The following is a 25764-nucleotide window of genomic DNA, read 5'->3' on the forward strand; positions in this document are numbered from 1 at the left end:
GTCATGTATCAAAAAATCATAATTCCAGCCTCGGGCAGCAAAATTCAGGTTAACAAGGATTCATCCCTGCTCGTACCCGACAATCCGATCATTCCGTTTATTGAAGGGGATGGAATCGGTATCGATATTACACCAGTCATGATCAAAGTGGTTGATGCTGCAGTCAAGCAGGCCTATGGCAGCAAACGCCAGATTTCATGGATGGAAATTTATGCGGGTGAGAAGGCAGTCCGATTGTACGGCCAGGATACGTGGCTACCTGATGAGACTCTAACCGCAGCAAAGGAATTTGTGGTCTCGATCAAGGGTCCGCTAACCACACCAGTCAGTGGTGGGATCCGCTCAATCAACGTGGCGCTTCGGCAGTTATTGGATCTTTATGTTTGCCTGCGGCCAATACGCTATTTTCAAGGTGTCCCCAGTCCGGTTAAGCATCCAGAAAAAGTCAATATGACCATTTTCCGAGAAAATTCGGAAGATATTTATGCTGGTATTGAATGGGAAGCACAAACTAAAGAAGCACAACAAGTGATAGATTTTTTGACAAAAAACATGGGAGTCAAAAAAATTCGCTTCCCGGATACCTCAGCAATCGGAATCAAACCAGTATCTCAGGAAGGTAGTCAGCGACTCGTCAGAAAAGCCATACAATATGCAATTGACCAGAATTGTGACTCAGTAACACTTGTGCACAAAGGCAACATAATGAAATTTACTGAAGGTGGTTTCAAAAACTGGGGCTATTCCGTTGCACAACAAGAATTTGGCGCACAGCTACTTGATGGGGGCCCGTGGATGAAGCTTAAGCACGGCAACCAGGAAATCATCATTAAGGATGTTATTGCAGATGCCTTCCTGCAACAAATTCTGTTACGTCCAGAAGAATACGATGTAATTGCTACGCTGAATCTGAATGGGGATTATATTTCAGATGCCCTGGCTGCGCAGGTTGGCGGTATTGGTATCGCGCCAGGCGCCAATTTAAGTGACAGTATTGCTATTTTTGAAGCCACGCACGGTACCGCACCTAAATACGCAGGGAAAGATATGGTAAACCCGGGATCGATTATTCTATCCGCCGAAATGATGCTGCGACATCTTGGCTGGCATGAAGCAGCAGATAATATTATTCAATCGATGGAAAAGACTATTTCAGATAAAGTTATGACTTACGATCTGGCCAGGCTAACGCCAGATGCTAAACAGGTCAGCTGCTCACAATTTGGTGCAGCAATGATACAAAGAATGGAAATACTTTAACGCTCTGTGGCAACTAATTGCTTAATCTTCAGTAAAAAATGCATTATGAGGATAGCTGAATTCAAGGAATGGATAAAACAGGTTGAATGGATGAAGTGCGGTCAGCCAGACAGGCTTTGAGTAAAATCATAAAGGAGCTGATACTGCTACGATCAGAGAATATGATGCCTGTCTCTCTGTCGTCAAGAACTATGCGCTATAGACGCCGCCACAATCACACGGGATCAATACCCTAACAGGAACAAAGTTGACCCTATTTCGCCAAAAAGACTACACACAAATGACGACTTGGAAACCAAGAACACATAAAACTGTGATGCGCTGCCGAATAACCAGAAACACGAATCTTAATAATAAATTAAGAAAGCTTACAGACTTTTTATAAGCAAGTGTCACAAATAGACTTTAACTTACTTCTGCATTCGCCCACTTAACCATGACCACGATTAAGTGGGCTCCAAACTCAACTTAGTTACTTTCGTTTCAAGGAGCTTGAATGTTAGACGCTTGCTTACCTTTTGGCCCTTGAGTCACTTCAAAACTTACTTTCTGCCCTTCCTTGAGTGTCTTGAAACCAGTCATATTGATCGCAGAGAAATGTGCAAACAAATCCTCACTGCCATCATCCGGTGTTATAAAACCAAAACCCTTTGAATCATTAAACCATTTTACTGTTCCTGTTGCCATTTCTACTTCCTATTAAAAACTGGGCCGGATACCCTAATACTATTTGAATTTCAAGACCGCAAACGGGTGTAACCAGAACTGCAGAATACTTGAAGCCAAACGCCAAGCGCAGTGTTACGCAAAATAACGTTTAAGTCAAGTCAAATGTCTAAGTCCTCCAGGACGATATGCCGGATAACAGCCAGATTCGCAGCACTATGCTCCTTGCGAGTCCGGCTGCTAATGAAATAGCGTATTTCCTCGGTCACTTGGTTATCGGCTTCTCCTCTGGCGGTAACGACAATAATGCTTTATAAGCTTTTCCAGTCATGCCGTTCCTGGAGTCAGACTATATCGACTGTTGCTCGATTACATTCTATTTTCAAATACTTTTAAGCGCGACTGCCCTGTTTGCTCTGATATCTAGTGTTGCAGCGGGGCGTTTATTAAGTGATAATACGCGATTAAGTAAAATCGTCTTGTAAGGAAAATACAAATGAAAACAGGGATTCATCCGGAATACAATGAAATAACGGTGACTTGTAGCTGTGGGGAGTCGTTTGTCACCAAATCGACACTCAACAAACCATTACACATCGAAGTATGTTCGTCCTGTCATCCCTTTTATACCGGCAAGCAAAAAATTGTCGATACAGCAGGTCGGGTTGAGAAATTCAACCAGAAATATGGTAATCGCTTTCAGAAACAATCATAAAGATATCTCCAAAAATTTAAAAGTCTTAAACAACAAGGCGCAACACGAGCAAAAAATGTTGGCGCCGCATGGGATGGATAGGCGAGGAAATATTTTTCGGAATACCCATGTGTTGTGACGAAATCCAGGTTTTTGGAGATGCTCATAAATACTCAGTCTTTACCTGGCGTTGATACCAGCAGCCAGCAGGTTACTTTTACCACCCCCATTCAGATAAAGCAGGGGCTATTCGCCCAAATACACGGCGATTATTTGCTTTAAATAATAATGTTTTTAAGTTGCGCCCGCTGATTAACTTTTCGCCTGCATTCTCTGGCGAGAATCATTTTTATCCACGTTGTCAACAATATCAGCCATGAAATTCACAACCAGATTATTGATCTGGATGATTATCGGATTTATTACGGGTAGTCTGATTAATATCTTTTTTAGTCAGCTCGATTTGGTTCAAAAATATCTGGTAGAAGGCTTATTCCATATTGCTGGCACCATCTTCATCAACCTTCTTAAGCTACTGGTCGTGCCAATAGTAACTTTTTCGCTGATCAGCGGTATTTGCGCAGTTGGTGACATCCGTAAGCTTGGACGTGTCGGCCTCAAAGCTTGCCTGCTTTTTATTCTAACAACGATCCTTGCTATTACGCTGGCACTAAGCCTCTCACTGATACTGGAACCTGGAAAAGGATTTAATCTGGCCACATCCGGCGCGGTCGAGCTTAACATCCAGCCTCCTCCATCACTAACAACAACCCTGATCAATATAGTACCAACCAACCCGGTAGCTGCATTTGCTCAGGGCGAAATGCTGCAGATTATTTTCTTCGTCATTCTGTTTGCAACTGGTTTAACAGTACTCGGTGAGCGCGCCCGTTCCGTTGTTACGCTATTTGATCAGCTAAATAATGTCATGATGCAGGTAGTCAAATTGGTAATGCATGTTGCACCCTATGGGGTATTTGCGCTGATGGCAAAAACTTTCTCAACACACGGTCCCGAATTGATTCTACCCATGTTGGGATATTTTGGTAGTGTGGCAGCGATACTTATCCTGCATACAGTCGGCACCCTCATGGTATTGCTAAAATTGCTCGGACGGCTCAATCCAATGCAATTCATGCGTAAAATTAGAAGCCTACAGATATTTGCCTTCAGTACTGCCAGCTCCAACGCCACCCTGCCAGTCACACTCAATACCGCAGAAAAACATATCGGTATCGATAACTCTATTGCTTCATTTATCATTCCACTTGGTGCCACTATTAACATGGATGGGACTGCTATCATGCAAGGCGTGGCTACGGTATTTGTCGCCAACGTGTACGGGATAGAATTGGGATTAAGTAGTTATCTGATGATTATTCTTATGACTGTTCTCGCTTCAATTGGTACTGCAGGCGTTCCTGGCGTTGGACTGGTAATGCTCGCGATGGTGTTTCAACAGGTCGGATTACCCTTGGAAGGTATTGCATTGATCATGGGCATTGATCGTTTGCTGGACATGCTTAGAACCGTAGTCAACGTCACTGGTGACACCGTTGTTGCCACTATTGTCGCACGTAGCGAAAATGAATTTTCTATGGCGACTTTTCAGAACGATAATCAGAAATCCCATTCCGATACACTTATCTAATCGTTAAAAATTTTATCCATATTATTAATTCCAGAAATACGATCGAACTGTTAATAAAAATATATAACATATTGTTTCAAAAAATAATATTAGATAACCCTGAAAATAAAAGCCAAGACTAAAATTTATTATCCAGATGCAGGCTCTCAGAAAATACAACGCGAGTTAACTGCACCATTCTTCATAATAATTCTACCAACTATGGTGTTTGCACGAATCAATCACCCGTATTTGCTTTTCACGTAACAGCAAAATTGGCAAATATTGCCGCACTAACAGGGGAAATTGTAATGACAGAACCGACGATTATCTGTCCAAACTGTAAAACTGAAATCAAGCTAACCGAATCGTTGGCGGCACCTTTGGTCGAATCGACCCGTAAACAATATGAGCAGCAATTGGCTCAAAAGAATGGAGAAATTCAGCAGCGCGAGCAAGCAATACGTGATAAGGAAAGCAAGCTCACAGAGGAAAAACGTAAGCTCGATGATCAAGTGGCATCGCAAGTGTCCGAGCAATTGAAAATGGAGCGAGCACGAGTGATTATGGAAGAGTCACGTAAAGCCAAATTGGCTAGTGCTGCTGAATTAGAGAGCAAAGCGCGGGAGTTGATTGAACTACAAGAAATACTTAAAACTCGTGACGAGAAACTCCTGCAGGCACAGCAGGCACAAGCCGAGCTGATCAAAAAACAGCGTGAACTGGACGATGCTAAACGCGAACTGGAACTGACTATTGCCAAGCGGGTACAGAATGAATTGACCGAAATACGCTCAACAGCCAAAAAAGAGGCTGAGGATGAGCAAAAACTCAGAGTGATGGAGAAGGAACAAACTATTGCCGCCATGCAAAAGCAGATTGAAGACCTCAAACGCCGAGCCGAGCAAGGCTCACAGCAACTACAAGGGGAAGTGCAGGAGCTCGAACTGGAAAACCTGCTGCGCCTGAAATTTCCATTCGATACTATCGAGGCAGTGCCGAAAGGTGAGTACGGTGGTGATGTGCTACACCGCGTGATTGGCGCGAGTGGCCAGGTTGGTGGCACATTACTATGGGAATTCAAGCGCACTAAAAACTGGAGTGATGCCTGGTTAGTAAAGCTGCGCGACGATCAACGCGCTGCAAAAGCGGAAATTGCCATCATCGTGAGCCAAGTGCTGCCAAAAGGTGTAGAAACCTTTGAATTGATCGAAGGCGTCTGGGTTACCCACCCACGTGCGGCCTTCCCAGTTGCCATGATTCTGCGCCAATCATTACTTGAAATTGCACTGGCGCGACAATCCTCTCAAGGTCAGCAAAGCAAAACCGAAATGGTTTATCAATACCTCACCGGCCCGCGCTTCCGTCAACGCATCGAAGCGATTGTCGAAGCATTCTCTACCATGCAGGAAGATCTCGACAAGGAACGCAAAGCTATCATGAAACAATGGGCCAAGCGTGAAGAACAGATCGAGCGAGTGATGGCAGCAACTACTGGTATGTACGGAGATTTGCAGGGGATTGCAGGAAAGTCATTGCAGGAAATTGAGGGACTGGAATTCCGTGGATTGGAATTTGATTCCGAGAAATAAGTACCCGTAATTAGAAAATTTTTGAAGGAAGTTGAGCCCAAGCTGCGCAACTATGAACAAAAACCGAATATGAGACGCGGTACATCAGGCACTCAAAAAAGCGAATACCTTCATTGAGCACGCTTAAAAAACCGCATATTTCTGCAAGAATCTTGCTCGAATACGGTTGGAATACAGGCTAAACAAAGAATTTACCAATACCAGCCAACACAGAACAAACCATCCATAAAATCAAAGTTCTATGTGCGAACCGGAGCTCCTGTTTTTCACTGTCATTCGGTCCAGGTGTTCCCATTATAAACGTACCGTCAAAAACCGGTCTATGATTGCGGATACCCCGGTCACAACCTGCTCAGCCTCATCCTGACGCATAGTTAGGGCAGGCAGCAGACGAACTACTTTCTCGGATGTCACATTAATCAGCAAGTGCTCTTGCAGCGCTTCACGCACCAACTCACCACAAGGAACCGGTAATTCGATTCCCATCATCATCCCCTGCCCTCTGATCTTCAGCACGTCCTGCCATTTCTGCAAACGCAGCTTAAATTGTGCCCGCATAAATTCGCCAATGGTCACGGCATTGGTCATCAGTTCTTCCTGCTCAATCACTTCCAGTGTAGCCAACGCCGCTTTGCAGGCCAGTGGATTACCACCAAAGGTGGAAGCATGGTTGCCTGGCTGGAAAACTTCCGCTGCCCTGCCTCTGGCAAGGCATGCTCCAATTGGCATTCCGGAGCCCAGTCCTTTTGCCAGCGACATGACATCCGGTAGAATCTCACTGTGCTGAAAGGCAAACCATTTACCGGTTCTGCCCAGCCCACACTGCACTTCGTCGAGCATCAGCAGCCAGCCACGCTGATCGCAGATCTGGCGCAAACCCTGCAAGTAACTCGCCTGAGGGAAATTGACACCACCTTCCCCTTGATAGGTTTCAAGCAGAATGGCGACGACATCCCGGTTATTAACCGCGATTTGTTCCACTGCAGCCAGATCATCGTAAGGCGCACGCACAAACCCGGTCAGCAAGGGCTCGAAACCTGCCTGGGTTTTACGGTTTCCGGTTGCCGTCAAGGTCGCCATGGTACGACCGTGAAAAGATCGTTCCATGACAATAATCGTCGGCAAATCTATTCCCTGATTGTGTCCATGCAGACGCGCCAGCTTGATGGCAGCCTCATTGGCTTCCGCACCAGAATTGCAGAAAAATACCTTATCGAGACCGGACAGACTGGTCAGCCGATCAGCCAGCAATTCCTGATTTTTGACATGATAGATATTAGAAGTATGCACCAGGGTTGCAGCCTGCTCGCATATCGCACGGGTCAGCGCTGGATGACAGTGACCCAGTCCACAAACCGCAATACCAGATAATGCATCCAGATAACGGATATTTTGATCGTCCCACAGCCACACACCTTCACCTTTAACAAAGGTAACCGGTAGCCGTGAATAGGTGTTCATCAGTGTAGACACAGTCAATGATCCTGTTTAAGAGTTGATATAGAACGGATACTCATTTCTGACGCCACGATCCATCAGCCTGCTGATACCACCAGCTCGGTCTTGCCAGCGAAATCCAGCGCTGGCTGAACGTATTGCGAATATCCCTCTCCCATTCGGGATGATTGTTAGCGCGGGCAATTTCATGATACAACGCGCTGCGATCCTGATTTTCAGCCGCTACCAGTGCATTAACCGACTGCCGTGCAGCCAGTGGCACAGAATTTGCGTCACGCAGCGCAACTGAGCCGTCGCGTGTAAGGCCCACTGCACCATTATCGTAATAGGGCTGCAACTGCGCATGACGTTGCTGCATGCTTTGCTTCAGATTTGCAATAGCAGGCGTATTGATTTCAATGTTGGCATTCTGCGCATAACCTGTAAACGGCAAGAATAAAAGGTACAGCAACAATAATGATCGGAGCAGAATCAGATGCATAAGTGTGCACCCTCCAAATATAGATGATCAGACAGAGCCATTATGGGCGGATTCCTTCCATGAGTTTTCCCGGTTTTTGTGATTTATTTTCATCGCGGGTTGCATCTTCGATCTGCCACACTTCTTCGATGATTCTGTCCGCCGCTTTCTCCGCTGCCGCTGCCGGGAAATAAATGTTGATGGTGACACACGCCGATAAAACAAGGCCCATTGGCAATACTAACAGCGGTTTAAAAGTATTTTTCATTTTGATATTTCAGTGGATCGCAGGACTTCCGCTCTCGATAGCATTGCTCAGCCGTTTAACCAGCTCATGCCAATCGACCAACCGATTATAACCTGTGATATTGATAGCAGGGATGCCACTTCCCTGTACCAGCATGTAATCTTCAGTCTGGTCAACCGCATACTGGGCGTAGTCGGCAGTTTCGATACCACCCATCTGACAATGATTACCACGTAGCCGACAACGCCAGCCAATTTGGCTATAACCAAAATCTTTGAAAAACTGCAGAAAACTTCTCTGAATCGTATTAACCGCCGAAGCTCCTCCCAAAGCAGTCAGATTCTGGATAGCCGCCTGACTGATACGCTTCCTGTAGCGCCCCGGACTGCTGATAAGCCGCGCATCGAATTGGATCGGCTGCCAGTTTACCAATTCGATGTTATTAATCTCAACATCGATACGGCCCTTCATGTTGCCGAACGAATACGCACGGGTCAACAGATCGAGATCAAGATAATGCATTCCGACATCCAGCATAAAATGTGGCGCACGGCCAAGCGGCTCGATAAGCTTCAGATTTCTGGCAACGGCCACCCCATCAAATATTTCAAAAACCAGTATCCCCTCCATTGTCACCACAGCATCTGCATAGGTCATTTTAGGAATGGTGCCAGACAAAGTACCAAACATCGGCGTCACACCCAGCGCTTCTGTCAATTTTTCCATTGACAATGGCGCAAGCTTGCCATTGAAATCCCATCTCCAGCCGGATGACATTCTGGTCACCTCAAGATGCTCCACTTCGATTTCACCATCCAGCAACGGTATGGTCAGAAACGGCACGCTGAATCCACGTGCATGCGTCGTGAAACCAGTCACCATCTTCCCCAGCGGAATACGCAGAATCTCGCCATGAGTCAGATGAATATATCCTTCCTGAGCCTGGCTGCTATGCCAGGGTATCAACGCATTGATACCGCTAACAGCAAATCTCTCTCGGGCGTCCGTCAGCGCGACATCTTTCAGCTTGAGTACGAGTGATTGATTATTCTCGCCATGATAGCGCCAATCGATATCAATATATCCCTGTGCGGCGGTTTCAGCCAATGCGGTATCCATCATCAATGGTTGAACCACGCTGGGGAACAAGGTAGTCAGCGCCAGTTTTTCTGCCTGCAAACGCATCTGGTGAAATTGCCACTCAGGCCCGCCAACCTCACCTGCGAACAGGAATTTTCCAATACCAGTTAATTGCAGCTCGCCCTGATCCACGATGAGCCTGTCATTCTCAAACATACCACTGACAGCTAACCGCTGCCCTGCACCCTCGAAATAGAAGGGCTGCCAGAATATCTCACCATTTGACCAGGAAAGCTCTCCCTGCCAGTGCCAGACAGATTTTTCTCGTGTTGCCCGTGCGTCAAGCTGCAATATTACATGCTCACCGGCGCGTAACCCCTGCGCATCACTGAATGCCAGCGCGTTGACCTCAAGGCTCGCCGCCCATGCCGTAATGTTATTTTCATATCCACTGACATCAATCGCGCCATTGACCACGCCTGCCTGCAGCTGCGGCCAGTGTTTGTTTTGTGGCAACCAGTCTGCCATGACGCGGCTCTGGCCATTAATGATTTGCAGGCGCGCCTGCCATACTGGCTTTTGCCAGTCGAGTGTCAGACGCCAGCTTTCATGCTGATCCGGGTCAACAATCAGCAGCAACTGCTGCGGGTTTGCGGTATAGCGAAAGATTACCGGTAGATTCCTGCCCGCAACATACAACCTGCCTGCATCACAGGCAATCTGACTGCGGGATAGTTGAAAATCCAGGCACTGCAACTTCAGATTACGCCACGTCTTGTTTTGGATAGTTACCTGACCAATGTTGATTTCAAGCTGCGCGCCCTGCGGGCCGACAACAAGATCAAATTCAAGCGCACCCACATCCAAAACCGGGTGATTCATTTTTTCGAGCGTGAAAGCGAAGCGAGGAGCAGCATTGCCAACGGGTGAGAGCAATAGCGCAACCAGCGCCAGCAGCAAATAACGGATAGCCTGTTTTGCATTATTGCCATCGTTCATGACGGCTATTGTCCGGGTTTATGCGTTATCAGCTGCAAATATACCGGTCGACAGATAACGGTCTCCCCGATCACATACGACAAAAACTATGACAGCATGACTGACTTGCTCAGAAATTCTTTGCGCGGCCACCAGTGCGCCACCGGAGGAAATACCCGTAAACAAACCTTCTTCCTGTGCCAGGCGGCGGGTCATGGTTTCCGCTTCCAGTTGTGAAACCAGCAGGATCCGGTCAACCAGCGCAGGGTCATAAATCTTAGGGAGATAGGCTTGCGGCCACTTACGGATGCCCGGAATTTGCGCACCCTCTTCCGGTTGCACACCAATGATTTCAATAGTCGGATTTTTCTCACGAAAGAAACGACTGCAACCCATGATTGTGCCAGTCGTGCCCATGCTGCTCACGAAATGAGTCACGCGCTCTTCTGTATCCCGCCAGATTTCTGGCGCGGTTCCTTCATAATGCGCCAGCGGATTGTCCGGATTGGCAAACTGATCCAGAATTACCCCCCTGCCCTGGGCACGCAACTGTTCGGCCACATCCCTGGCCTGCTCCATGCTGCCTTCCTTCGGCGTCAGAATGATCTCCGCACCAAACGCCGTCATAGCCTGGCGACGCTCGATACTTTGATTTTCCGGCATCACTAAAATCATTTTATAACCCATCATCGCCGCAGTCATGGCCAGCGCAATGCCGGTATTGCCACTGGTCGCCTCGATCAAGGTATCGCCAGGCTGGATTTCTCCACGCTGCTGCGCACGCATGATCATGGAAAAGGCCGGTCGATCCTTGACCGAACCGGCAGGATTATTCCCTTCCAGCTTGGCCAGAATAATATTGCTGGTTTGTCCAGGGATACGCTTGAGTTTAACCAGCGGCGTATTGCCCACAAAATTCTCGATCGACTTATGCATAGCCATTATAGTCAGTGGTCAACAAAGCCAAATTATCGCACAGATGTGATGTTTCTCCAGATATCGCACAGATGTGATGTTTCTCCAGAAAAGGAACGGACAAACTCCAAGGCAACCGGGCTTAAAAAGTCTTAAAAACAGAGACAAGATGAGGCATCAGCCTCATCACTATAATCTTGTCGAAGTATGATCATTTCTGGTGTATGCCCTCACGATCTGTGCGGGGTGAACGCCCCAGAATCAGCAGCGTCAATCAATCATACGGCAGGTCGTGTACCTGACATAGGAATTGGTTACAGTTATACTCTTGTAACAAATCTCTATCCTGGTACGGTAAATTGCGATGACACAAATAAAATGGTTGTTTCTTCTGATATTCGGCAACCTGTTGATGCTGACAAGCGGCGTGGTAATAGCCGACCCCTGTCGCGCCGATCCAGCCTGCTATAAAGTGGATAGCGCTGGTTTTGATCACCCACAGCATTTTGTATTTATAGGTGCTGCACCGGGAGACGAGTTGCCACTTTATCCACTGCTGAAGGAACACTGTTCTGAAGAGGGTAATTACTGTGCGCTGATTTTTGCAACGCACGGTGAATCCGGGTGCGAGTCGGGCACGGCGATAGCCTGCGCGCAAATACGTGCTGCGGAACTGCGTGAATCTGCGGAATACGTCAATGCTGATGCATGGTTGCATTCACTGCCTTCCGGCAATACGCTTCCTCTCTTGACACCTGCTCAAATTAAGTCTGCTTATGATGATCTTGCAAAATCAGCTGGTTTTGATAGCGTTACCGGCTATTTCAAGCTTGCTTTCAGAAAATTACAGCCATTTACGGCACGCCCCCTCACTGTAATCAGCCCCTACCCGTACCCAAAAACCACGCCGGTTGACCCGATTTTGCTGGCATTAGATGACTCTATCAGTCGCGCAGTAGAGGATCTGAAAGCGGAGGGGATGAATATTCTCCATATTTACGCTGATTCTCAAATAAAACCGGCAGAAAAAACTTTTGTCAGCAGACAGGATGAGTGGTTCCTGGAGTGCAGACCTGGCCCGAAAAATCTGGTTAAAACCCATACTGCATTGACACAATTTGATGTATTTCGGTATGGTGCTGACAACATATACCGTTCACAGCTACATCACTTCAGGGAATTCAGTAACGACCCGCAGCGGTATGAGTTTTGCTATGACCTGACAACGCGTTATTTCAATACGCAACGTAGCAAGAAATTCATGGGTTTTCAGCTGACACGCCCAGAGCAACTGGATGAGGTCAGTGTTTTCTCCAATGCTTTTTCCTTTTCTCCCAGAAATACCGATGAGGTTACGCATTATCTGAATCGTAATGCCAATCGTATGACCCCGGTAATGGTTATCAACCAGTTTATCTTCGAGAACGCACAGTATCTCGTTACTCAACAGGATATCTACCCGCTGATTGAAGCTATCAGATCCTCCAGTCATACTGGCCCGATTCTGTTTATGCTGGATGAACCGCTCTGGCGCATTCGCGGGGGATGCCTGAACGGAATCGAATCTGCCTGTAATGAAATTACCCAAAACTATGTCAATACACTGGCAATACTAAGAAAAATCAGCCGTGATCTGAGAAAAGCTTTTCCGCAAGCCGGCCTGATGCATATCGAGGCATTTATTGAATTACTGTTACAGAAATCGGACAACCCATCAGCCAACGTTATCATGCTTGATGAAGCAGAATACCTGGGTTATGACTGTTATGGCGCGTTCAATGATTGTGGACTTATCGATTCTTCAGCCGCTTTTGCCGGTATTAAAGGCAGCAGCATTTCTGCAAGTTTTAATGGGGAATACGCTGTTGGCTCCCTCTCGGTTTACGCAATCAATGATCCTCAAATAAAGTCCATGCTGATCGAAACTGGACTACCCGATCCCCTGACTGATTATGAACATCTGGGCATAGTCTGTGGTCAATTGCGAGCGGACTGCACTGGAGTCAGTCTTGCCAGTGTCGCCGGCCGGCCTCAATCTGACTATATCCAGTGGGTACTGGATACGCTACTCACAATGGAGCAGCGTAGACCAATAGGTCGCAAAATGATACTTGTGCCAGGGTTAATGCAGGATTTCAATTATTTTCCTGACGAAACCAAAGCAATTAATCAGATGAATGCTTTTCTGGAGGTGCTGGATTCTTCCTCCCTTTTTGGTGCTATGGGAGGCTTCATCTGGGGCGATCTGCAGGAAGGAATTTTTCCTTATATTGGCGCCCGCTCGCTTGCCAGTGTCAGATCATTAACGGTTGAAGCCTTCCGATCAAGATTAGCAATAAATCCGATAACGCCATCGTTGACAGTTCCGCTGCCTCCCTCTATGAGTCTGATCGGTGGTACGGGGCGGCGAGGAAATTTTGGGCAGATCAAACTATTCGGAGCACGCCAGGGGGATGTGTATCTGCAAAACGCCGGAATGGATACCTGCTCCGTCCAGATTGGCGATATTCCGGAGAATATGATGTCCCCCAATCAATTCAACCATATTCACATTGCTCATCTGGAACCACCATTGCGGGTCAAAGCAAATTGCATTTCCCGGAATCAACATTTTGAGGAAACAGTTGATTTTATTGATTAGATTGATCGGAAGCGTTATAGCTGATTGCTCGCCTTTTGACAACGATCACCATGAACAGGCGTGATAAATTAACCCATTTTTAGCAGGCTCTTAATATCCAGGTTCGTACATCTGTGCTTGCAGGTTGTCAGATAGCTCAACCACATTGAGTGCTTCACCCTGCACAAGCTGGCAGATATTAGCCGCGATCATTTGAGAAACCTTGCGCACCCGAGTGAGGTCGGGATAGATTGAACCCATTGACAGCTCTTCCGGCAAGACCATTTGCGCCAGTGTGTTTGCCGCAGCCAGAAACATGCGCTCCGTGACGTGGCTGGCGCCACTTATCATTATTCCCAAGCCTATTCCCGGAAAAATATAGGCATTATTGCCCTGTGCTGGATAAAAACGCTGCTCACCGATGACAACCGGTGAAAAAGGACTGCCACTTGCGAAAATGGCGCGCCCTTCACTCCAGCGGTAAGCCTGTTCTGCGGTACATTCAGTATGTGAAGTGGGATTGGAGAGCGCGATAATGACCGGCTGCCGCTGACACTGCGCCATTGCGTGGATAACTTCCTCAGTGAATGCGCCTGCTGTGCCGGTCGCGCCGATGAGGACATCCGGCTGGATGCGGGCAATGGCTTCTACAAAACTTACCGTCGGCTGAGATTGTGCGAATGGTTGAATGCGTGGTTTGATCTGATCCCGGCCCGTGGTCACAAGCCCTTTGCGATCAACGAATGACAGCCTGGATCTTGCTGTCTCGGCTGGCATGCCTCTGTCGATCAGAGCGGAGAGGATCAATTCGGCAATGCCTGTTGCCGCAGAACCTGTTCCCAACAGCATGATCTTTTGTTCGGTAAAGGGTTTGTTCGTGATACGGCTGGCAGCGAGGATACCGGCAAGAGTCACGGCAGCAGTACCCTGAATGTCATCATTGAAACATCGATAATGCTCACGATAGCGGTCAAGTAGCATGAATGCATGATCGCTGCTGAAATCTTCAAATTGCACCAGAGCCAGTGGATAGATTTGCTGAACTGCGGCAATAAATTCATCTACCAGCGATTGGTAAGCCTCACCGGTCAGGCGGGGATGAGGATAGCCCAGGTACAGAGAATCTTCGCGTAGTGACTGGTTATTGGTCCCAACATCAAGCATCACTGGCAGACAATAACGAGGATGGATTCCAGCACAGGCTACATATAAAGCAATCTTGCCGATGGCAATACCCATTCCATTTGCACCCAAATCACCCAGCCCAAGGATGCGCTCACCATCGGTCACAACAATGACGCGCACATCGTCTTCTGACCAGTTATTCAGGATGGCGGCGATGTCACCCCGATCATCAGGTGTAATATAGAAACCCTGTGGTTTTCTAAAAATATGAGCAAATTCGCGACAGGCCTCACCTACCGTGGGCGTATACACAAGAGGCATTATTTCCTCGATATGATCGATCAGCATCCGGTAAAACAGGCGTTGGTTTCGCTCCAGAAGATTGTTTAGAAAAATATATTTCTCGATGTTACTCGTTTTTTTGTGTAGATTTTCGAGCACCCTTTGCTGTTGCAGCCTAATATTGGTCACTTGATAGGGCAGCAGTCCGCGCAATCTCAGCTGTTCGCGTTCTTCGCGGGTAAAGGCGGTCGATTTGTTTCGGATGGGATCGTTCAGCAACGCCTTTCCGTACTTTTCCAGAAGTGGTTTCATCACATATTGTTTTTGCACAGGTATCGTCATTCGGCCTGGATTTCAACCCGGGTCCGAATGGGCACCCTCGCGAAAAAATCGAGTAGATCATGATTATGCATTCGGATACAACCGATCGATCCAGGTTTGCCCATCTCAACACTGTCAGGACTGCCATGGATATAGACATAGCGCCGCATGGTATCCACGCTGCCGAGACGATTGAAACCCGGCTCACAACCAGATAACCACAGAATACGCGTCAGGATCCAGTCGCGGCCAACAAAACGCGCGGCCAGCTCCGGTGAGTAGATTTCACCGGTAGGCCGACGCCTTACAAAGACCGTATTGACAGGTTGATGCTCACCAATTTTGGCGCGAATAATGTGTGTACCCAGGGGCGTACAGAAACTGCCATACTCTTGCCCAGTTCCTTTTTTGGCTGATGAAATCAGGTATTCCCTGACGGGTCGGGCCTGTTTATCGAATACGGTCAATTGCTGACGGGCAATACTGATTATGATGTGCATGAGTCTGGTGTTTGCGTCTGGAAATAAAAAATTGTTTCAGAAGCAGGCTTGCTTCATCTGCGAGTACGCCATGCTCTACTGACAGATGATGGTTGAGGCGTGCGTCAGCCGGCAGGTTGATTATGCTGCCGCAAGCACCTGTTTTGGGGTCATGGGCTGCGTAAACCAGTCGCATAATTCTGGCATGAAAGATCGCTCCAATACACATGACACAAGGCTCCAGTGTCACATAAAGGGTGCAGCCGGGCAATCGGTAATTATTCAGCCGTTGCGCAGCGTTGCGCAACGCCATGATCTCGGCATGGGCTGTCGGATCGGTCAATGTCAATGGGTGATTATGTCCATGGCCAATTATTTCACCTTGACAGGTTACAATTGCACCCACTGGAATTTCATTCAGTGCCTGCGCGGTACCGGCAAGAGCGAGTGCCTGTCGCATAAAATAATGATCTATTGTTTCCGTCATTGGTTTGCTTGTTCCTCCCTGCCTGTTATATTGTGATAAATTTACTCCACAAACGACCATGACCATCAAAATGAATCTGATTCAGCCAACAGTACCCGATGATACGCTTGAGCAAGCAGCAGCAGAACTGCGCACGGTTCGTGACCTGTTACGATTTTCTGTCAGTTACTTCAACCAGTCTGATCTATTTCTTGGGCATGGTTTGCCATCGGCTTATGATGAAGCTTCACACCTGATTTTACACGCCTTATGTCTGGTTCCGGATCAAATGGAATTGTTTATGGATGCACGCCTGACTCGGCAGGAACGCACCCGGATTCTGCATCTGATTGAGCGGCGCGTATGCGAAAAAATACCCGCAGCATACCTGACACATGAAGCGTGGCTGGGTGATTTTAATTTTTACGTGGATGAACGGGTCATTATTCCACGTTCGTTTATAGCTGAATTACTGCAGACCAACTTATCGCCATGGATAACCGAGCCGGACGACATCTATCAGGTGCTGGATCTCTGCACTGGATCAGCCTGCCTGGCAATATTACTGGCACATGCTTTCGAGAATGCGTCAGTGGATGCTTGTGATATTTCCCTACCTGCGCTGGAAGTCGCACACAGAAACGTCGTTAATTATGACTTGACTGACAAAGTCAACCTGATCTGCTCGGATCTCTTTGCACAACTGGATGGGAAACGCTATGACCTCATTATCAGCAATCCACCTTACGTCAAGACAGAATCCATGGCCAGCCTGCCTGATGAATACCTCCACGAACCTGAAATCGCGCTGGCTGGTGGAATGGATGGCCTGGACGTTATTCGCAATATTGTCAGGCATGCTTCGCATCACCTGACAAAAAATGGGTTGTTGATACTGGAAATAGGTCACAATCGTGACACGTTCGAAGAGACATTTCCACAGTTACCCTGTACCTGGCTGGAAACCAGTGGCGGAGACCAGTTTGTGGTGATGATCAAGCGCAGTGATTTGCCAGCGGAATAGGAGATTACCAGGCAATTATGTCAATTTTGCCTTGGCGGGTGGATTAACCAGTTTCAACAGGCGATCGACTTCGATATCGTCCAGCTCCAGTAACATGCCGCGTTTCAGTCGTGGCGGCAAATTGACCGGACCAAATCTTACCCGCATCAGGCGGCTGACCGTCAATCCGATTACCTCGAACATGCGTCGTACTTCCCGGTTTTTACCTTCCTTGAGCATGACCCGGTACCAGTGATTGGTACCGATGCCGCCCTCATCCCGTAATTGCTCAAATTTTGCAAGACCATCTGCCAATTCAACTCCATTTTTCAAATGGGTTACTTGTTCAGGGGTAAGTTCACCAACAATCCGAACTGCATATTCACGCTCCATCTCAAAACGGGGGTGCATCAAACGATTAGCCAATGCGCCATCTGTCGTAAAAATCAATAATCCACTGGTATTGAAATCCAGCCGGCCAACAGCAATCCATTTGGATGTTTTCATTTGCGGTAATTTATCAAATACCGAAGGACGCCCTTCAGGATCATCAAGACTAACAATTTCACCTTCAGGTTTGTGGTAAAGCATGACGCGCGGCAAACGGTTGTGCCGCCTTAGTCGGATGATCTTGTTGTCAACACGCACCACATCGCCAGGGGCAACCCGATCCCCCAGTTTTGCAATCACGCCATTGATGCTGGCTCTGCCAGCAGCAATCATCACTTCCATGTCGCGCCGTGAACCCATGCCATGTTGTGCCAGCAATTTTTGCAGGCGAATACTTTCGCCAGGTTCTGATACAGGAGCAGGAGTAGATGCAGGTGCAGGTGCTTTTCGCTCAGGAGGAATTGCGCGCTTGTGCCGGTTTTTTTGTCCAGACAATCGATAATCTGGCATAGGTTGAATCCCTGATTAAACGGTAAGTATGAATTATTAGAAAGGAAGCTTCATGCCAGGTGGCAAACCAAGGCCGCCCGTCATGCTTGCCATATGCTCCTGTGTTGTTGATTCCACACGACGCACCGCATCGTTGACAGCAGCAGCAACCAAATCCTCCAGCATTTCCTTGTCGTCGCTCATCAAACTGCTGTCAATACTGATACGCTTGACATCATGGCGACAAGTCATTATTACTTTCACCATTCCGGCACCTGACTGTCCTTCTACTTCAATTGTTGCCAGTTTATCCTGCATGCTTTTCATGTTTTCCTGCATTTGCTGGGCCTGCTTCATTAAATTGGCCAGATTACCTTTCATCATTGTTAGTCTCCATTAAGAGTTTGGTTTTATTGACTTTACATCCAGACTTGCATCAAATTCTTCAATCAATTCCTGTACAAAAGGATCTGATTCAATGGCATCAATCGCACTGGATTGCCTGGTGCGTTGCTCATTTTCCTGGCGGGCTGCAAGTGTGTCACCGCTAATAACAGCCAATGAAATAGTCAGTTCAACAGGATTACCAAGATGAGTTTCTAATTGTGCTTTCAGTTTTTCTTGATAAGTCTTTTCCAGCAGGTGTCGATGCTCCGGTGGCAGGCAAAGGTTTATTTTTCCGGATAAAAATTCGCTTGCCTCACAGTACTGTGCCAGCATTCGTGTCATACCCGTCAATTTAAGTTCTTTGACAAGTGTCAACCAGGTTTCGTTGGGTGAAAGCGATATGGTCTGAGGTTTACTGACATTCCGCTGTTCAACTGGTGGTATGGGTGTTTTGGCATGCTTGCCAGTACTTTTTGTCACTCGTTCAGGTTTCTCGCCCCTGTCAGGCAGAAAAGCCAGCATTCGCAACAATGTCATGCTAAAACCGCTGTATTCATCCGGTGCCAGACCCAAATCCTGCCGACCATGCAGCGCAATTTGATAAAAAAGCTGAACATCCTCACGGCTAAACTGGCCTGCCAGCGCGAGTATCTGGTCGCGTTGCGGCAGAGTTTCATCGATTGCCTGCGGCACGGTTTGAGCCAGTGCGATCTGATGCAACCAGGCAGCCAGATCCTGCAGTACAGAGTCAAAGGATACGCCCGCAGCTTCAAGTTCACCGGCAATGGCAAGCAGTTTGCCACCCTCTTTCTGCTCTAACGCTTGCAGCAATGCGAACAGATGATCCTGCCCGACCACGCCCAGCATAGCTCGGGTACCGGCTTCTTCCACACAATGATTACAAAAGGCAATTGCCTGATCAAGCAGACTCAACGCGTCACGCATACTGCCCTTCGCTGCGTGTGCCAATAGTTTCAATGCGGCCTGATCTGCCCTGATCTGCTCAGCAACCAATATTTCTGTCAGTCGTGTAACGATCAGAGCAGGTGTGATTTGTTTCAGACAGAATTGCAGACAACGAGATAGCACAGTCACGGGAATTTTTTGCGGATCGGTAGTCGCAAGAATAAATATGACATGTGCAGGTGGCTCTTCCAGCGTTTTAAGCATGGCGTTGAAAGCTGACTTGGAGAGCATGTGTACTTCATCGATCAAGTACACCTTGTAGCGCCCATATACCGGTGAATATTGCAAGTTATCCATTAAATCGCGCATGGCATCCACTTGCGTATTGGAAGCGGCATCCAGTTCGATCAAATCAGCGAAACTGCCACTATCTATAGCCTGACAGGCAATGCACTGACCGCAGGGTGTAGCAGTTATCCCGTTAGTACAATTCAGCGCCTTGGCTAGAATACGTGCGATAGTTGTTTTGCCGACACCACGAGTGCCTGTAAATAAGTAGGCATGGTGCAACCGGTTTTGTGTCAAGGCATTTGACAATGCGCGCACGACATGATCCTGCCCAACGAGCTCAGCAAATTTTTTGGGACGCCATTTTCGGGCAAGAACGAGTGAATGCGCCAAGGTTTTGTATCAAGCCTTCGGATCCAGGCAATATTCCGGATAATTGTTTGTTCGTGTCAACGAGCAGGAGAATTTCCTGCGCAAAAAAGAAAAGACTGCAATCGCCAGTATTACAGTTAACAACCAGTGGCGAGCCAAACCCCCGGCACTTGCAAAAATAGCTGTGGCTGCTTCCTTCCGGATCTGACCAGGTTCACTACCTCACAATGCGGGGAGGCCCGCCGAGCGCTATTCTACTCCATGTAACTATTGACATGTCAGGTTATTGGCTTTGCGCGCAGGCAGTTCCGGCTTGCAGATCACTATGCGCAGCTGGTAATGGGTAGAGATGCCTTGAGGATAGGCACATTCACCTGCAGTCTTCAGTATAGCGACACCGTCGTCCCATCTGATAATCTTCCGCTTGGTTGGGAGCAGATTCTTTCTCTTCCCAGCATTTTCTGGCAGGCAAATTGAGGGGACTTATTCCAGGAATGAGAATACGGTAAACAGGATGCAGTTTTCTCCAGAGAGGGGGTTATTTCTCCGAATTGCGAGCAAAAATATTGATAGGGCTGATTGCGTTTACTGTAGGCGTAGTGAATGCCATCCGCGCCCATCCAGTCAGGATTCTGTTCACAAAGCACACATTGCCGATTTGTTGCCAGGTCAATCAATCCCTGATACACCTCTCGCGCCCGTTCCAGAACTTCTGCTTTGGAAAGCTGGCAGGAAGAATAAAATATTTGCCTGAAAAGGCGATAGCGCCATTCCGGCAGGGATTCGATCGTCCGGATGGGTAAATTGGATAATACGATCTGTGCCGAGCAGGCCTCCAGCCGATTGATACACTCAGCAACCCACTGCAGGATTTGCGCAGGACTATGCCCATAAAGAATATCGTTGCCGATATCTGTCAGAACGGCATAGATTGGACGTATTTCGCTCTCAGCAAGCCGCACCCATAAACCGCTGTTGATGATGCCGGGTAGTTCGCGCAGCAAGAAGCGGCTGCTCTGCCCATATGAGCGCCCATTGCCCACTGCCGCCAGTACTTCGCTGGGCCCGCCACAGTGGCGTTGCATCTCCCCAATGGTGAGGCGCAATGATATAGTCAGGTTACTTGCACCCAACAGAATGAGCCGATTTGCCGGTTCGGATGGTTTGTCCAGGGTTGTCATGGTTATGTTTTTATTCTACGTTACCGATGCGCTGCTCATGCTCGTTGAAGTAACCGGCGAAGTTCTCGAAGATGAAACAGTGGAAGTCATGTGTATGCGAAAACTGCGCCTATGAAGCTGCCATTCACCCACTCACCGGATTCACGGTATATTAGCGGGTTATGATATCTCTCATTCAGGCAGACCGGGCATTAATGGGCATCTCTAAAAATCCAGATTTTGTCACAATACCCGGTTATCCCCGGAGAATATTTTCTTTACTATCGATCACATACGTCGTCAATATTTTTTGCTCACGTCACGTTTTGTTTAACACTTTGAATTTTTAGAGATACCCTAATGGAAGTTATCAGGATTCGCGGCGCACGCACGCATAACCTCAAAAATATCGATCTTGATTTACCGCGTAATCGCCTGATTGTCATCACCGGATTATCCGGATCCGGCAAATCTTCACTGGCGTTTGATACACTTTATGCCGAGGGGCAGCGACGCTACGTCGAATCACTTTCCGCCTACGCGCGCCAGTTTCTGCAGCTGATGGAAAAACCGGATGTCGATCTGATCGAGGGGCTCTCGCCTGCGATTGCCATTGAGCAAAAAGCCACATCACACAATCCGCGCTCCACAGTCGGAACAGTCACTGAAATTCACGATTATCTGCGGTTACTGTTTGCACGTGCAGGAGAACCACGTTGCCCGGAACACAACATTAGCCTGACCGCACAAACTGTTTCGCAAATGGTGGATAGTGTTCTGCAATTGCCAATGGACACCCGTCTGATGATTCTTGCGCCCGTAGTCAGCGATAGGAAGGGAGAGCAACAATTGTTATTTGATCAGATGCGCGCACAAGGCTTCATTCGTGTACGGATTAACAAAATACTTTATGACCTCGATGATGCTCCCAAACTGACCAAAAACAAAAAACACAGCATAGAAGTAGTCATCGACCGGCTCAAAACCTCCCCCGATAGTAAACAAAGACTGGCTGAATCATTTGAAACCGCGCTGCGACTGGCTGAAGGCCGCACACTTGCAGTAGAAATAGACAGCGGACAGGAGTATCTCTTCTCGGCAAAATTCAGTTGTCCGGTCTGCGACTACGCACTCGCTGAACTGGAACCCCGTATTTTTTCCTTCAATAATCCTGCGGGTGCCTGCCCCAAGTGTGACGGACTTGGGCAAATCACTTTTTTTGATCCGGTGCGTATCGTGGCCTTTCCTCATCTGTCGCTCGCCAGCGGCGCCATCCGCAATTGGGATCGTCGTAACCAGTTCTATTTTCAGATGCTGCAGGGTCTGGCTGGTCATTATGGCTTTGATCTGGATACGCCTTTCGAACAACTGGATGAGACCCTACAGCACATTATTCTCTACGGATCGGGTAAAGAGAAAATTGCGTTTACCTATCCGGATGACCGTGGTCGTTCACGTGAGCAAACGCATGTTTTCGAAGGGGTTATCCCCAACATGGAACGCCGCTACCGGGAGACGGAATCGCAGGTGGTACGCGAACAGCTGGCCAAGCTGATTAACACCCGGGTGTGTCCGGAATGCGAAGGAACCCGCCTGTGCCGCGAAGCAAGGCATGTTCTGGTGGATGGCAAAACGATCTATGCCATCAGTGCGTGGCCGTTACGCCAGGCCAGACAGTTCTTTGACCAGATGCAGCTCGAAGGTCACAAACAGGCAATTGCAGAACGTATTGTGCGCGAAATTTCCAACCGACTGCAATTCCTCAACGATGTCGGACTCGATTATCTGTCGCTGGATCGCTCCGCAGATACCCTATCCGGCGGCGAAGCACAGCGAATTCGCCTCGCCAGCCAGATTGGTTCAGGATTAACAGGCGTTATGTACGTGCTCGATGAGCCTTCCATCGGCCTGCATCAACGCGATAATGCCAGGTTACTGTTAACCCTCAAACATTTGCGCGACCTTGGTAACAGCGTTATCGTCGTTGAACATGATCAGGACGCCATATTACTGGCAGACCACGTCGTAGATATGGGTCCGGGTGCAGGTGAGCATGGCGGACGGGTCGTCGCGGAAGGTACGCCAGCCGACATTCTAGCTAACAACGAATCGTTGACCGGACAATACCTTTCGGGCAGACAGGCCATCGCCGTACCGGCAACACGCACACCTCCCAATCCACAACGGATACTGCGTATTCAGGGCGCGACGGGCAACAATCTCCAGCATGCGCAGCTCGATCTGCCGGTTGGACTGCTGGTTTGCGTGACCGGTGTTTCCGGCTCCGGCAAGTCCACGTTGATCAACGACACCCTGTATCGCGCGGTCGCACGTCATCTGTACGGCAGCCAGACCGATCCCGCGCCATTCGAGTCGATCGACGGACTGGGGTTTTTTGACAAGGTCATTGACATAGACCAAAGCCCCATTGGGCGCACGCCACGCTCCAACCCTGCCACCTATACCGGCCTGTTTACCCCAGTGCGCGAACTGTTTGCCGGCGTGCCACAAGCACGAGAGCGAGGCTACGCCCCCGGCAGATTTTCCTTCAATGTCAAAGGGGGGCGTTGCGAGGCTTGCCAGGGTGATGGTGTCATCAAGGTCGAGATGCATTTCTTACCGGATATTTATGTTGCGTGCGATACCTGCCACGGACAGCGCTACAACCGGGAAACACTGGAAATTCAGTACAAAGGTAAAAATATCCATGAAATCCTAAAAATGACCGTTGAAAAAGCCCGTGATTTTTTTGACTCCGTACCGATCGTGACGCGCAAGCTGCAAACGCTACTCGACGTGGGACTGGGCTACATCACACTCGGCCAGTCCGCGACCACGCTATCAGGTGGCGAAGCGCAGCGGGTCAAGTTATCGCTCGAACTCTCCAAACGAGATACCGGGCGCACACTCTATATCCTCGATGAACCAACCACCGGTCTGCATTTTCAGGACATTGATCTGTTGCTCGGCGTACTGCATCGTTTGCGCGATCACGGCAATACCGTAGTCGTCATCGAACACAACCTCGATGTCATCAAGACTGCCGACTGGCTGATCGATCTCGGCCCGGAAGGTGGCGCAGGGGGCGGAAACATTATTGCGCAGGGTACACCGGAACAAGTAGCACTCAATGACGATAGCTTCACAGGTGAATTCCTGCGGCCATTGCTTGCCCTCAACAAACAGGAACAGACACATGAACGCGCGTGAGTTATTGCTTGGCAGCTTTCAGGCTGCACTCGCGGCTGCCAATCCACTAGAAATTGTCCCGGCACACTTGCCAGATCCACCCAGTGGCAACACACTGGTTGTTGGCGCGGGCAAGGCCGCTGCGGTAATGGCACAGGCGGTGGAAACCTGCTGGCCGGTAGATGCCAAACTGGAAGGAATGGTACTTACTCCGTATGGGCATGGCGCACCCACAGAAAAAATCGTCGTTATTGAAGCTGGCCATCCCCTTCCGGATAGACAGGGGGTACTTGCCGCGCAAGCCATGCTGGAATCCATTCAGTTGCTCAAACCTGATGATATGCTGCTGGGGCTGTTCAGCGGAGGAGGATCCAGCTTGCTGTGCGCGCCTGTCGCGGGCGTAACACTGGAAGAATTAACGGCTATCACGCAGCAACTTCTGCGCAGTGGCGCAAGCATTCAGGAAATCAATACGGTACGCAAGCACCTGTCCAGCGCGCTGGGCGGCAGACTGGCGGCCACCTGCTGTGCCCCGGTCTATAGCCTGATTATTTCCGATGTCACAGACAATGATCCCGCCCAGATTGCCTCCGGCCCGTGCGCACCCGATCCCACCACTTGCCAGGATGCGCTGGCAGTTATCGAACGTTATGCCATTCATTTTTCAGCGCAAGTGGCGCAGATTTTACAGACAGGCGCTGGTGAAACACCTAAACCAGGTGATCCAGTTTTCAGAAATGTCAGAAACCGTATCATTGCCAGTGCGCATCAGTCACTCACCACGGCAGCGCAATATTACCGCAGCCGACGAATCACCCCGTTGATACTCGGTGACAGCGTTACCGGGGAAGCGCGCGAAATTGCCAAAGCTTATGCTGCCCTGGCACAGGAAATACGCTACTACGGCCATCCCTGTAAACCACCGGTTGCCCTGATCTCCGGCGGAGAGACGACGGTTACTGTCAAAGGAAATGGCCAGGGGGGACGCAATAGCGAATTTTTATTATCACTGGCAATTGCACTGAACGGACTAGAAAACGTATACGCCCTGGCCTGCGATACCGATGGCATTGATGGCACCGTTGCCAGTGCCGGCGCCATTCTGACGCCGGATTCGCTGCTACGTGCGCAACAGCTGGGACTTAATCCCGCTTCCCTGCTTACCAATAATGACAGTTACACTTTCTTCGGGCAGCTGGATGACTTGGTGACAACCGGCCCAACGCGCACCAATATCAATGATTTTCGGGTAATTCTGGTTTTGTGAGTTACTTTAAACAACAGGCCATCATGAATATGAAAACCGC

General features: G+C 48.6%; 21 protein-coding genes and 1 other RNA gene. 8 read left to right on the forward strand and 14 right to left on the reverse strand.

Annotated elements, in window-relative coordinates:
- Nucleotides 1-3 precede the first annotated feature (3 nt).
- On the forward strand, nt 4-1260 hold the full coding sequence (gene icd / locus IPG31_06545) for an NADP-dependent isocitrate dehydrogenase (GenBank protein ID MBK6618026.1): 1257 nt from the start codon (nt 4-6) through the stop codon (nt 1258-1260).
- Between the two features lie 483 nt (nt 1261-1743).
- Here the strand turns inward: icd and IPG31_06550 are convergent, their stop codons facing one another.
- Entirely contained in the window at nt 1744-1947 is a 204-nt protein-coding gene (locus IPG31_06550) for a cold-shock protein (protein ID MBK6618027.1), read from the reverse strand.
- A 475-nt stretch (nt 1948-2422) separates the two neighbouring features.
- Between IPG31_06550 and rpmE the strand changes: the two genes are divergently transcribed.
- From rpmE to IPG31_06565, 3 genes are all read left to right on the forward strand, one after another.
- Nucleotides 2423-2641 carry a 50S ribosomal protein L31 gene (gene rpmE / locus IPG31_06555; GenBank protein MBK6618028.1) on the forward strand — a complete coding sequence of 73 codons (219 nt, stop codon included), beginning with the start codon at nt 2423-2425 and terminating at the stop codon, nt 2639-2641.
- 355 nt (nt 2642-2996) lie between these two features.
- A complete protein-coding gene (locus IPG31_06560) occupies nt 2997-4271 on the forward strand; it encodes a dicarboxylate/amino acid:cation symporter (GenBank protein ID MBK6618029.1) in 1275 nt (424 codons plus the stop codon).
- 290 nt (nt 4272-4561) lie between these two features.
- On the forward strand, nt 4562-5842 hold the full coding sequence (locus IPG31_06565) for a DUF2130 domain-containing protein (GenBank protein MBK6618030.1): 1281 nt from the start codon (nt 4562-4564) through the stop codon (nt 5840-5842).
- Between the two features lie 294 nt (nt 5843-6136).
- On the opposite strand, the gene IPG31_06570 is transcribed toward IPG31_06565, so the two are convergent.
- Genes IPG31_06570 through cysM form a run of 5 tightly spaced genes read right to left on the reverse strand, consistent with a single transcriptional unit; the run spans nt 6137 to nt 11001 of the window.
- Complete coding sequence (locus IPG31_06570; protein MBK6618031.1) at nt 6137-7303, reverse strand: aspartate aminotransferase family protein; 1167 nt, start codon at nt 7301-7303, stop codon at nt 6137-6139.
- A 52-nt stretch (nt 7304-7355) separates the two neighbouring features.
- The gene (locus tag IPG31_06575; protein ID MBK6618032.1) at nt 7356-7781 is read right to left on the reverse strand and encodes a YdbL family protein; all 426 of its coding nucleotides are present in this window, start codon (nt 7779-7781) and stop codon (nt 7356-7358) included.
- A gap of 40 nt (nt 7782-7821) precedes the next feature.
- Nucleotides 7822-8028 (reverse strand): hypothetical protein, encoded by a 207-nt coding sequence (locus tag IPG31_06580; protein MBK6618033.1) that lies wholly within the window; start codon nt 8026-8028, stop codon nt 7822-7824.
- 9 nt (nt 8029-8037) lie between these two features.
- Entirely contained in the window at nt 8038-10086 is a 2049-nt protein-coding gene (locus IPG31_06585) for a hypothetical protein (GenBank protein ID MBK6618034.1), read from the reverse strand.
- Nucleotides 10087-10104: 18 nt separating this feature from the next.
- Complete coding sequence (gene cysM / locus IPG31_06590) at nt 10105-11001, reverse strand: cysteine synthase CysM (protein ID MBK6618035.1); 897 nt, start codon at nt 10999-11001, stop codon at nt 10105-10107.
- A 343-nt stretch (nt 11002-11344) separates the two neighbouring features.
- On the opposite strand from cysM, the gene IPG31_06595 reads away from it, so the two are divergent.
- Nucleotides 11345-13621: a hypothetical protein gene (locus IPG31_06595; protein MBK6618036.1), complete on the forward strand. Its 2277-nt coding sequence runs from the start codon at nt 11345-11347 to the stop codon at nt 13619-13621.
- A gap of 90 nt (nt 13622-13711) precedes the next feature.
- On the opposite strand, the gene IPG31_06600 is transcribed toward IPG31_06595, so the two are convergent.
- From IPG31_06600 to tadA, 3 genes are read right to left on the reverse strand one after another with little or no spacing between them, the layout of a single operon-like run.
- A complete protein-coding gene (locus IPG31_06600; protein ID MBK6618037.1) occupies nt 13712-15319 on the reverse strand; it encodes an NAD-dependent malic enzyme in 1608 nt (535 codons plus the stop codon).
- Between the two features lie 26 nt (nt 15320-15345).
- Nucleotides 15346-15828 (reverse strand): L,D-transpeptidase, encoded by a 483-nt coding sequence (locus IPG31_06605; GenBank protein MBK6618038.1) that lies wholly within the window; start codon nt 15826-15828, stop codon nt 15346-15348.
- Entirely contained in the window at nt 15779-16294 is a 516-nt protein-coding gene (tadA, locus tag IPG31_06610; protein MBK6618039.1) for a tRNA adenosine(34) deaminase TadA, read from the reverse strand. Before tadA ends, IPG31_06605 begins: the two co-directional genes overlap by 50 nt.
- A 70-nt stretch (nt 16295-16364) precedes the next feature.
- Between tadA and prmB the strand changes: the two genes are divergently transcribed.
- Nucleotides 16365-17297, forward strand: a complete 933-nt coding sequence (gene prmB, locus IPG31_06615) for a 50S ribosomal protein L3 N(5)-glutamine methyltransferase (GenBank protein ID MBK6618040.1) — start codon at nt 16365-16367, stop codon at nt 17295-17297.
- 15 nt (nt 17298-17312) lie between these two features.
- Here prmB and IPG31_06620 read toward each other — a convergent pair whose 3' ends face one another.
- From IPG31_06620 to IPG31_06640, 5 genes are all read right to left on the reverse strand, one after another.
- On the reverse strand, nt 17313-18176 hold the full coding sequence (locus IPG31_06620) for a pseudouridine synthase (protein ID MBK6618041.1): 864 nt from the start codon (nt 18174-18176) through the stop codon (nt 17313-17315).
- Between the two features lie 36 nt (nt 18177-18212).
- Nucleotides 18213-18536 (reverse strand): YbaB/EbfC family nucleoid-associated protein, encoded by a 324-nt coding sequence (locus IPG31_06625; GenBank protein ID MBK6618042.1) that lies wholly within the window; start codon nt 18534-18536, stop codon nt 18213-18215.
- A gap of 15 nt (nt 18537-18551) precedes the next feature.
- Entirely contained in the window at nt 18552-20129 is a 1578-nt protein-coding gene (dnaX, locus tag IPG31_06630; GenBank protein MBK6618043.1) for a DNA polymerase III subunit gamma/tau, read from the reverse strand.
- A 125-nt stretch (nt 20130-20254) separates the two neighbouring features.
- Nucleotides 20255-20352: signal recognition particle sRNA small type (gene ffs, locus IPG31_06635), an RNA gene on the reverse strand.
- A gap of 139 nt (nt 20353-20491) precedes the next feature.
- Nucleotides 20492-21289, reverse strand: a complete 798-nt coding sequence (locus IPG31_06640) for a hypothetical protein (GenBank protein MBK6618044.1) — start codon at nt 21287-21289, stop codon at nt 20492-20494.
- A 339-nt stretch (nt 21290-21628) separates the two neighbouring features.
- Between IPG31_06640 and uvrA the strand changes: the two genes are divergently transcribed.
- Both uvrA and IPG31_06650 read left to right on the forward strand, forming a co-directional pair.
- Nucleotides 21629-24478 carry an excinuclease ABC subunit UvrA gene (uvrA, locus tag IPG31_06645; GenBank protein MBK6618045.1) on the forward strand — a complete coding sequence of 950 codons (2850 nt, stop codon included), beginning with the start codon at nt 21629-21631 and terminating at the stop codon, nt 24476-24478.
- On the forward strand, nt 24465-25724 hold the full coding sequence (locus tag IPG31_06650) for a glycerate kinase (protein MBK6618046.1): 1260 nt from the start codon (nt 24465-24467) through the stop codon (nt 25722-25724). The genes uvrA and IPG31_06650 overlap by 14 nt, the downstream gene beginning before the upstream one ends.
- Nucleotides 25725-25764 lie beyond the last annotated feature (40 nt).

The organism is Nitrosomonas sp., from assembly GCA_016703745.1.
Lineage (GTDB): Bacteria > Pseudomonadota > Gammaproteobacteria > Burkholderiales > Nitrosomonadaceae > Nitrosomonas.

Bases quoted from the DNA above. Each gene is read 5' to 3' on its own strand.
- IPG31_06560 (MBK6618029.1), top strand. From the start codon at position 2,997: ATGAAATTCACAACCAGATTATTGATCTGGATGATTATCGGATTTATT.
- IPG31_06600 (MBK6618037.1), bottom strand. From the start codon at position 15,319: ATGAAACCACTTCTGGAAAAGTACGGAAAGGCGTTGCTGAACGATCCC.
- IPG31_06585 (MBK6618034.1), bottom strand. From the start codon at position 10,086: ATGAACGATGGCAATAATGCAAAACAGGCTATCCGTTATTTGCTGCTG.
- prmB (MBK6618040.1), top strand. From the start codon at position 16,365: ATGAATCTGATTCAGCCAACAGTACCCGATGATACGCTTGAGCAAGCA.
- IPG31_06565 (MBK6618030.1), top strand. From the start codon at position 4,562: ATGACAGAACCGACGATTATCTGTCCAAACTGTAAAACTGAAATCAAG.
- IPG31_06595 (MBK6618036.1), top strand. From the start codon at position 11,345: ATGACACAAATAAAATGGTTGTTTCTTCTGATATTCGGCAACCTGTTG.
- icd (MBK6618026.1), top strand. From the start codon at position 4: ATGTATCAAAAAATCATAATTCCAGCCTCGGGCAGCAAAATTCAGGTT.
- rpmE (MBK6618028.1), top strand. From the start codon at position 2,423: ATGAAAACAGGGATTCATCCGGAATACAATGAAATAACGGTGACTTGT.
- IPG31_06640 (MBK6618044.1), bottom strand. From the start codon at position 21,289: ATGACAACCCTGGACAAACCATCCGAACCGGCAAATCGGCTCATTCTG.
- IPG31_06650 (MBK6618046.1), top strand. From the start codon at position 24,465: ATGAACGCGCGTGAGTTATTGCTTGGCAGCTTTCAGGCTGCACTCGCG.
- uvrA (MBK6618045.1), top strand. From the start codon at position 21,629: ATGGAAGTTATCAGGATTCGCGGCGCACGCACGCATAACCTCAAAAAT.
- IPG31_06570 (MBK6618031.1), bottom strand. From the start codon at position 7,303: ATGAACACCTATTCACGGCTACCGGTTACCTTTGTTAAAGGTGAAGGT.
- IPG31_06605 (MBK6618038.1), bottom strand. From the start codon at position 15,828: ATGCACATCATAATCAGTATTGCCCGTCAGCAATTGACCGTATTCGAT.
- IPG31_06580 (MBK6618033.1), bottom strand. From the start codon at position 8,028: ATGAAAAATACTTTTAAACCGCTGTTAGTATTGCCAATGGGCCTTGTT.
- tadA (MBK6618039.1), bottom strand. From the start codon at position 16,294: ATGACGGAAACAATAGATCATTATTTTATGCGACAGGCACTCGCTCTT.
- IPG31_06620 (MBK6618041.1), bottom strand. From the start codon at position 18,176: ATGCCAGATTATCGATTGTCTGGACAAAAAAACCGGCACAAGCGCGCA.
- IPG31_06625 (MBK6618042.1), bottom strand. From the start codon at position 18,536: ATGAAAGGTAATCTGGCCAATTTAATGAAGCAGGCCCAGCAAATGCAG.
- IPG31_06550 (MBK6618027.1), bottom strand. From the start codon at position 1,947: ATGGCAACAGGAACAGTAAAATGGTTTAATGATTCAAAGGGTTTTGGT.
- IPG31_06575 (MBK6618032.1), bottom strand. From the start codon at position 7,781: ATGCATCTGATTCTGCTCCGATCATTATTGTTGCTGTACCTTTTATTC.
- cysM (MBK6618035.1), bottom strand. From the start codon at position 11,001: ATGCATAAGTCGATCGAGAATTTTGTGGGCAATACGCCGCTGGTTAAA.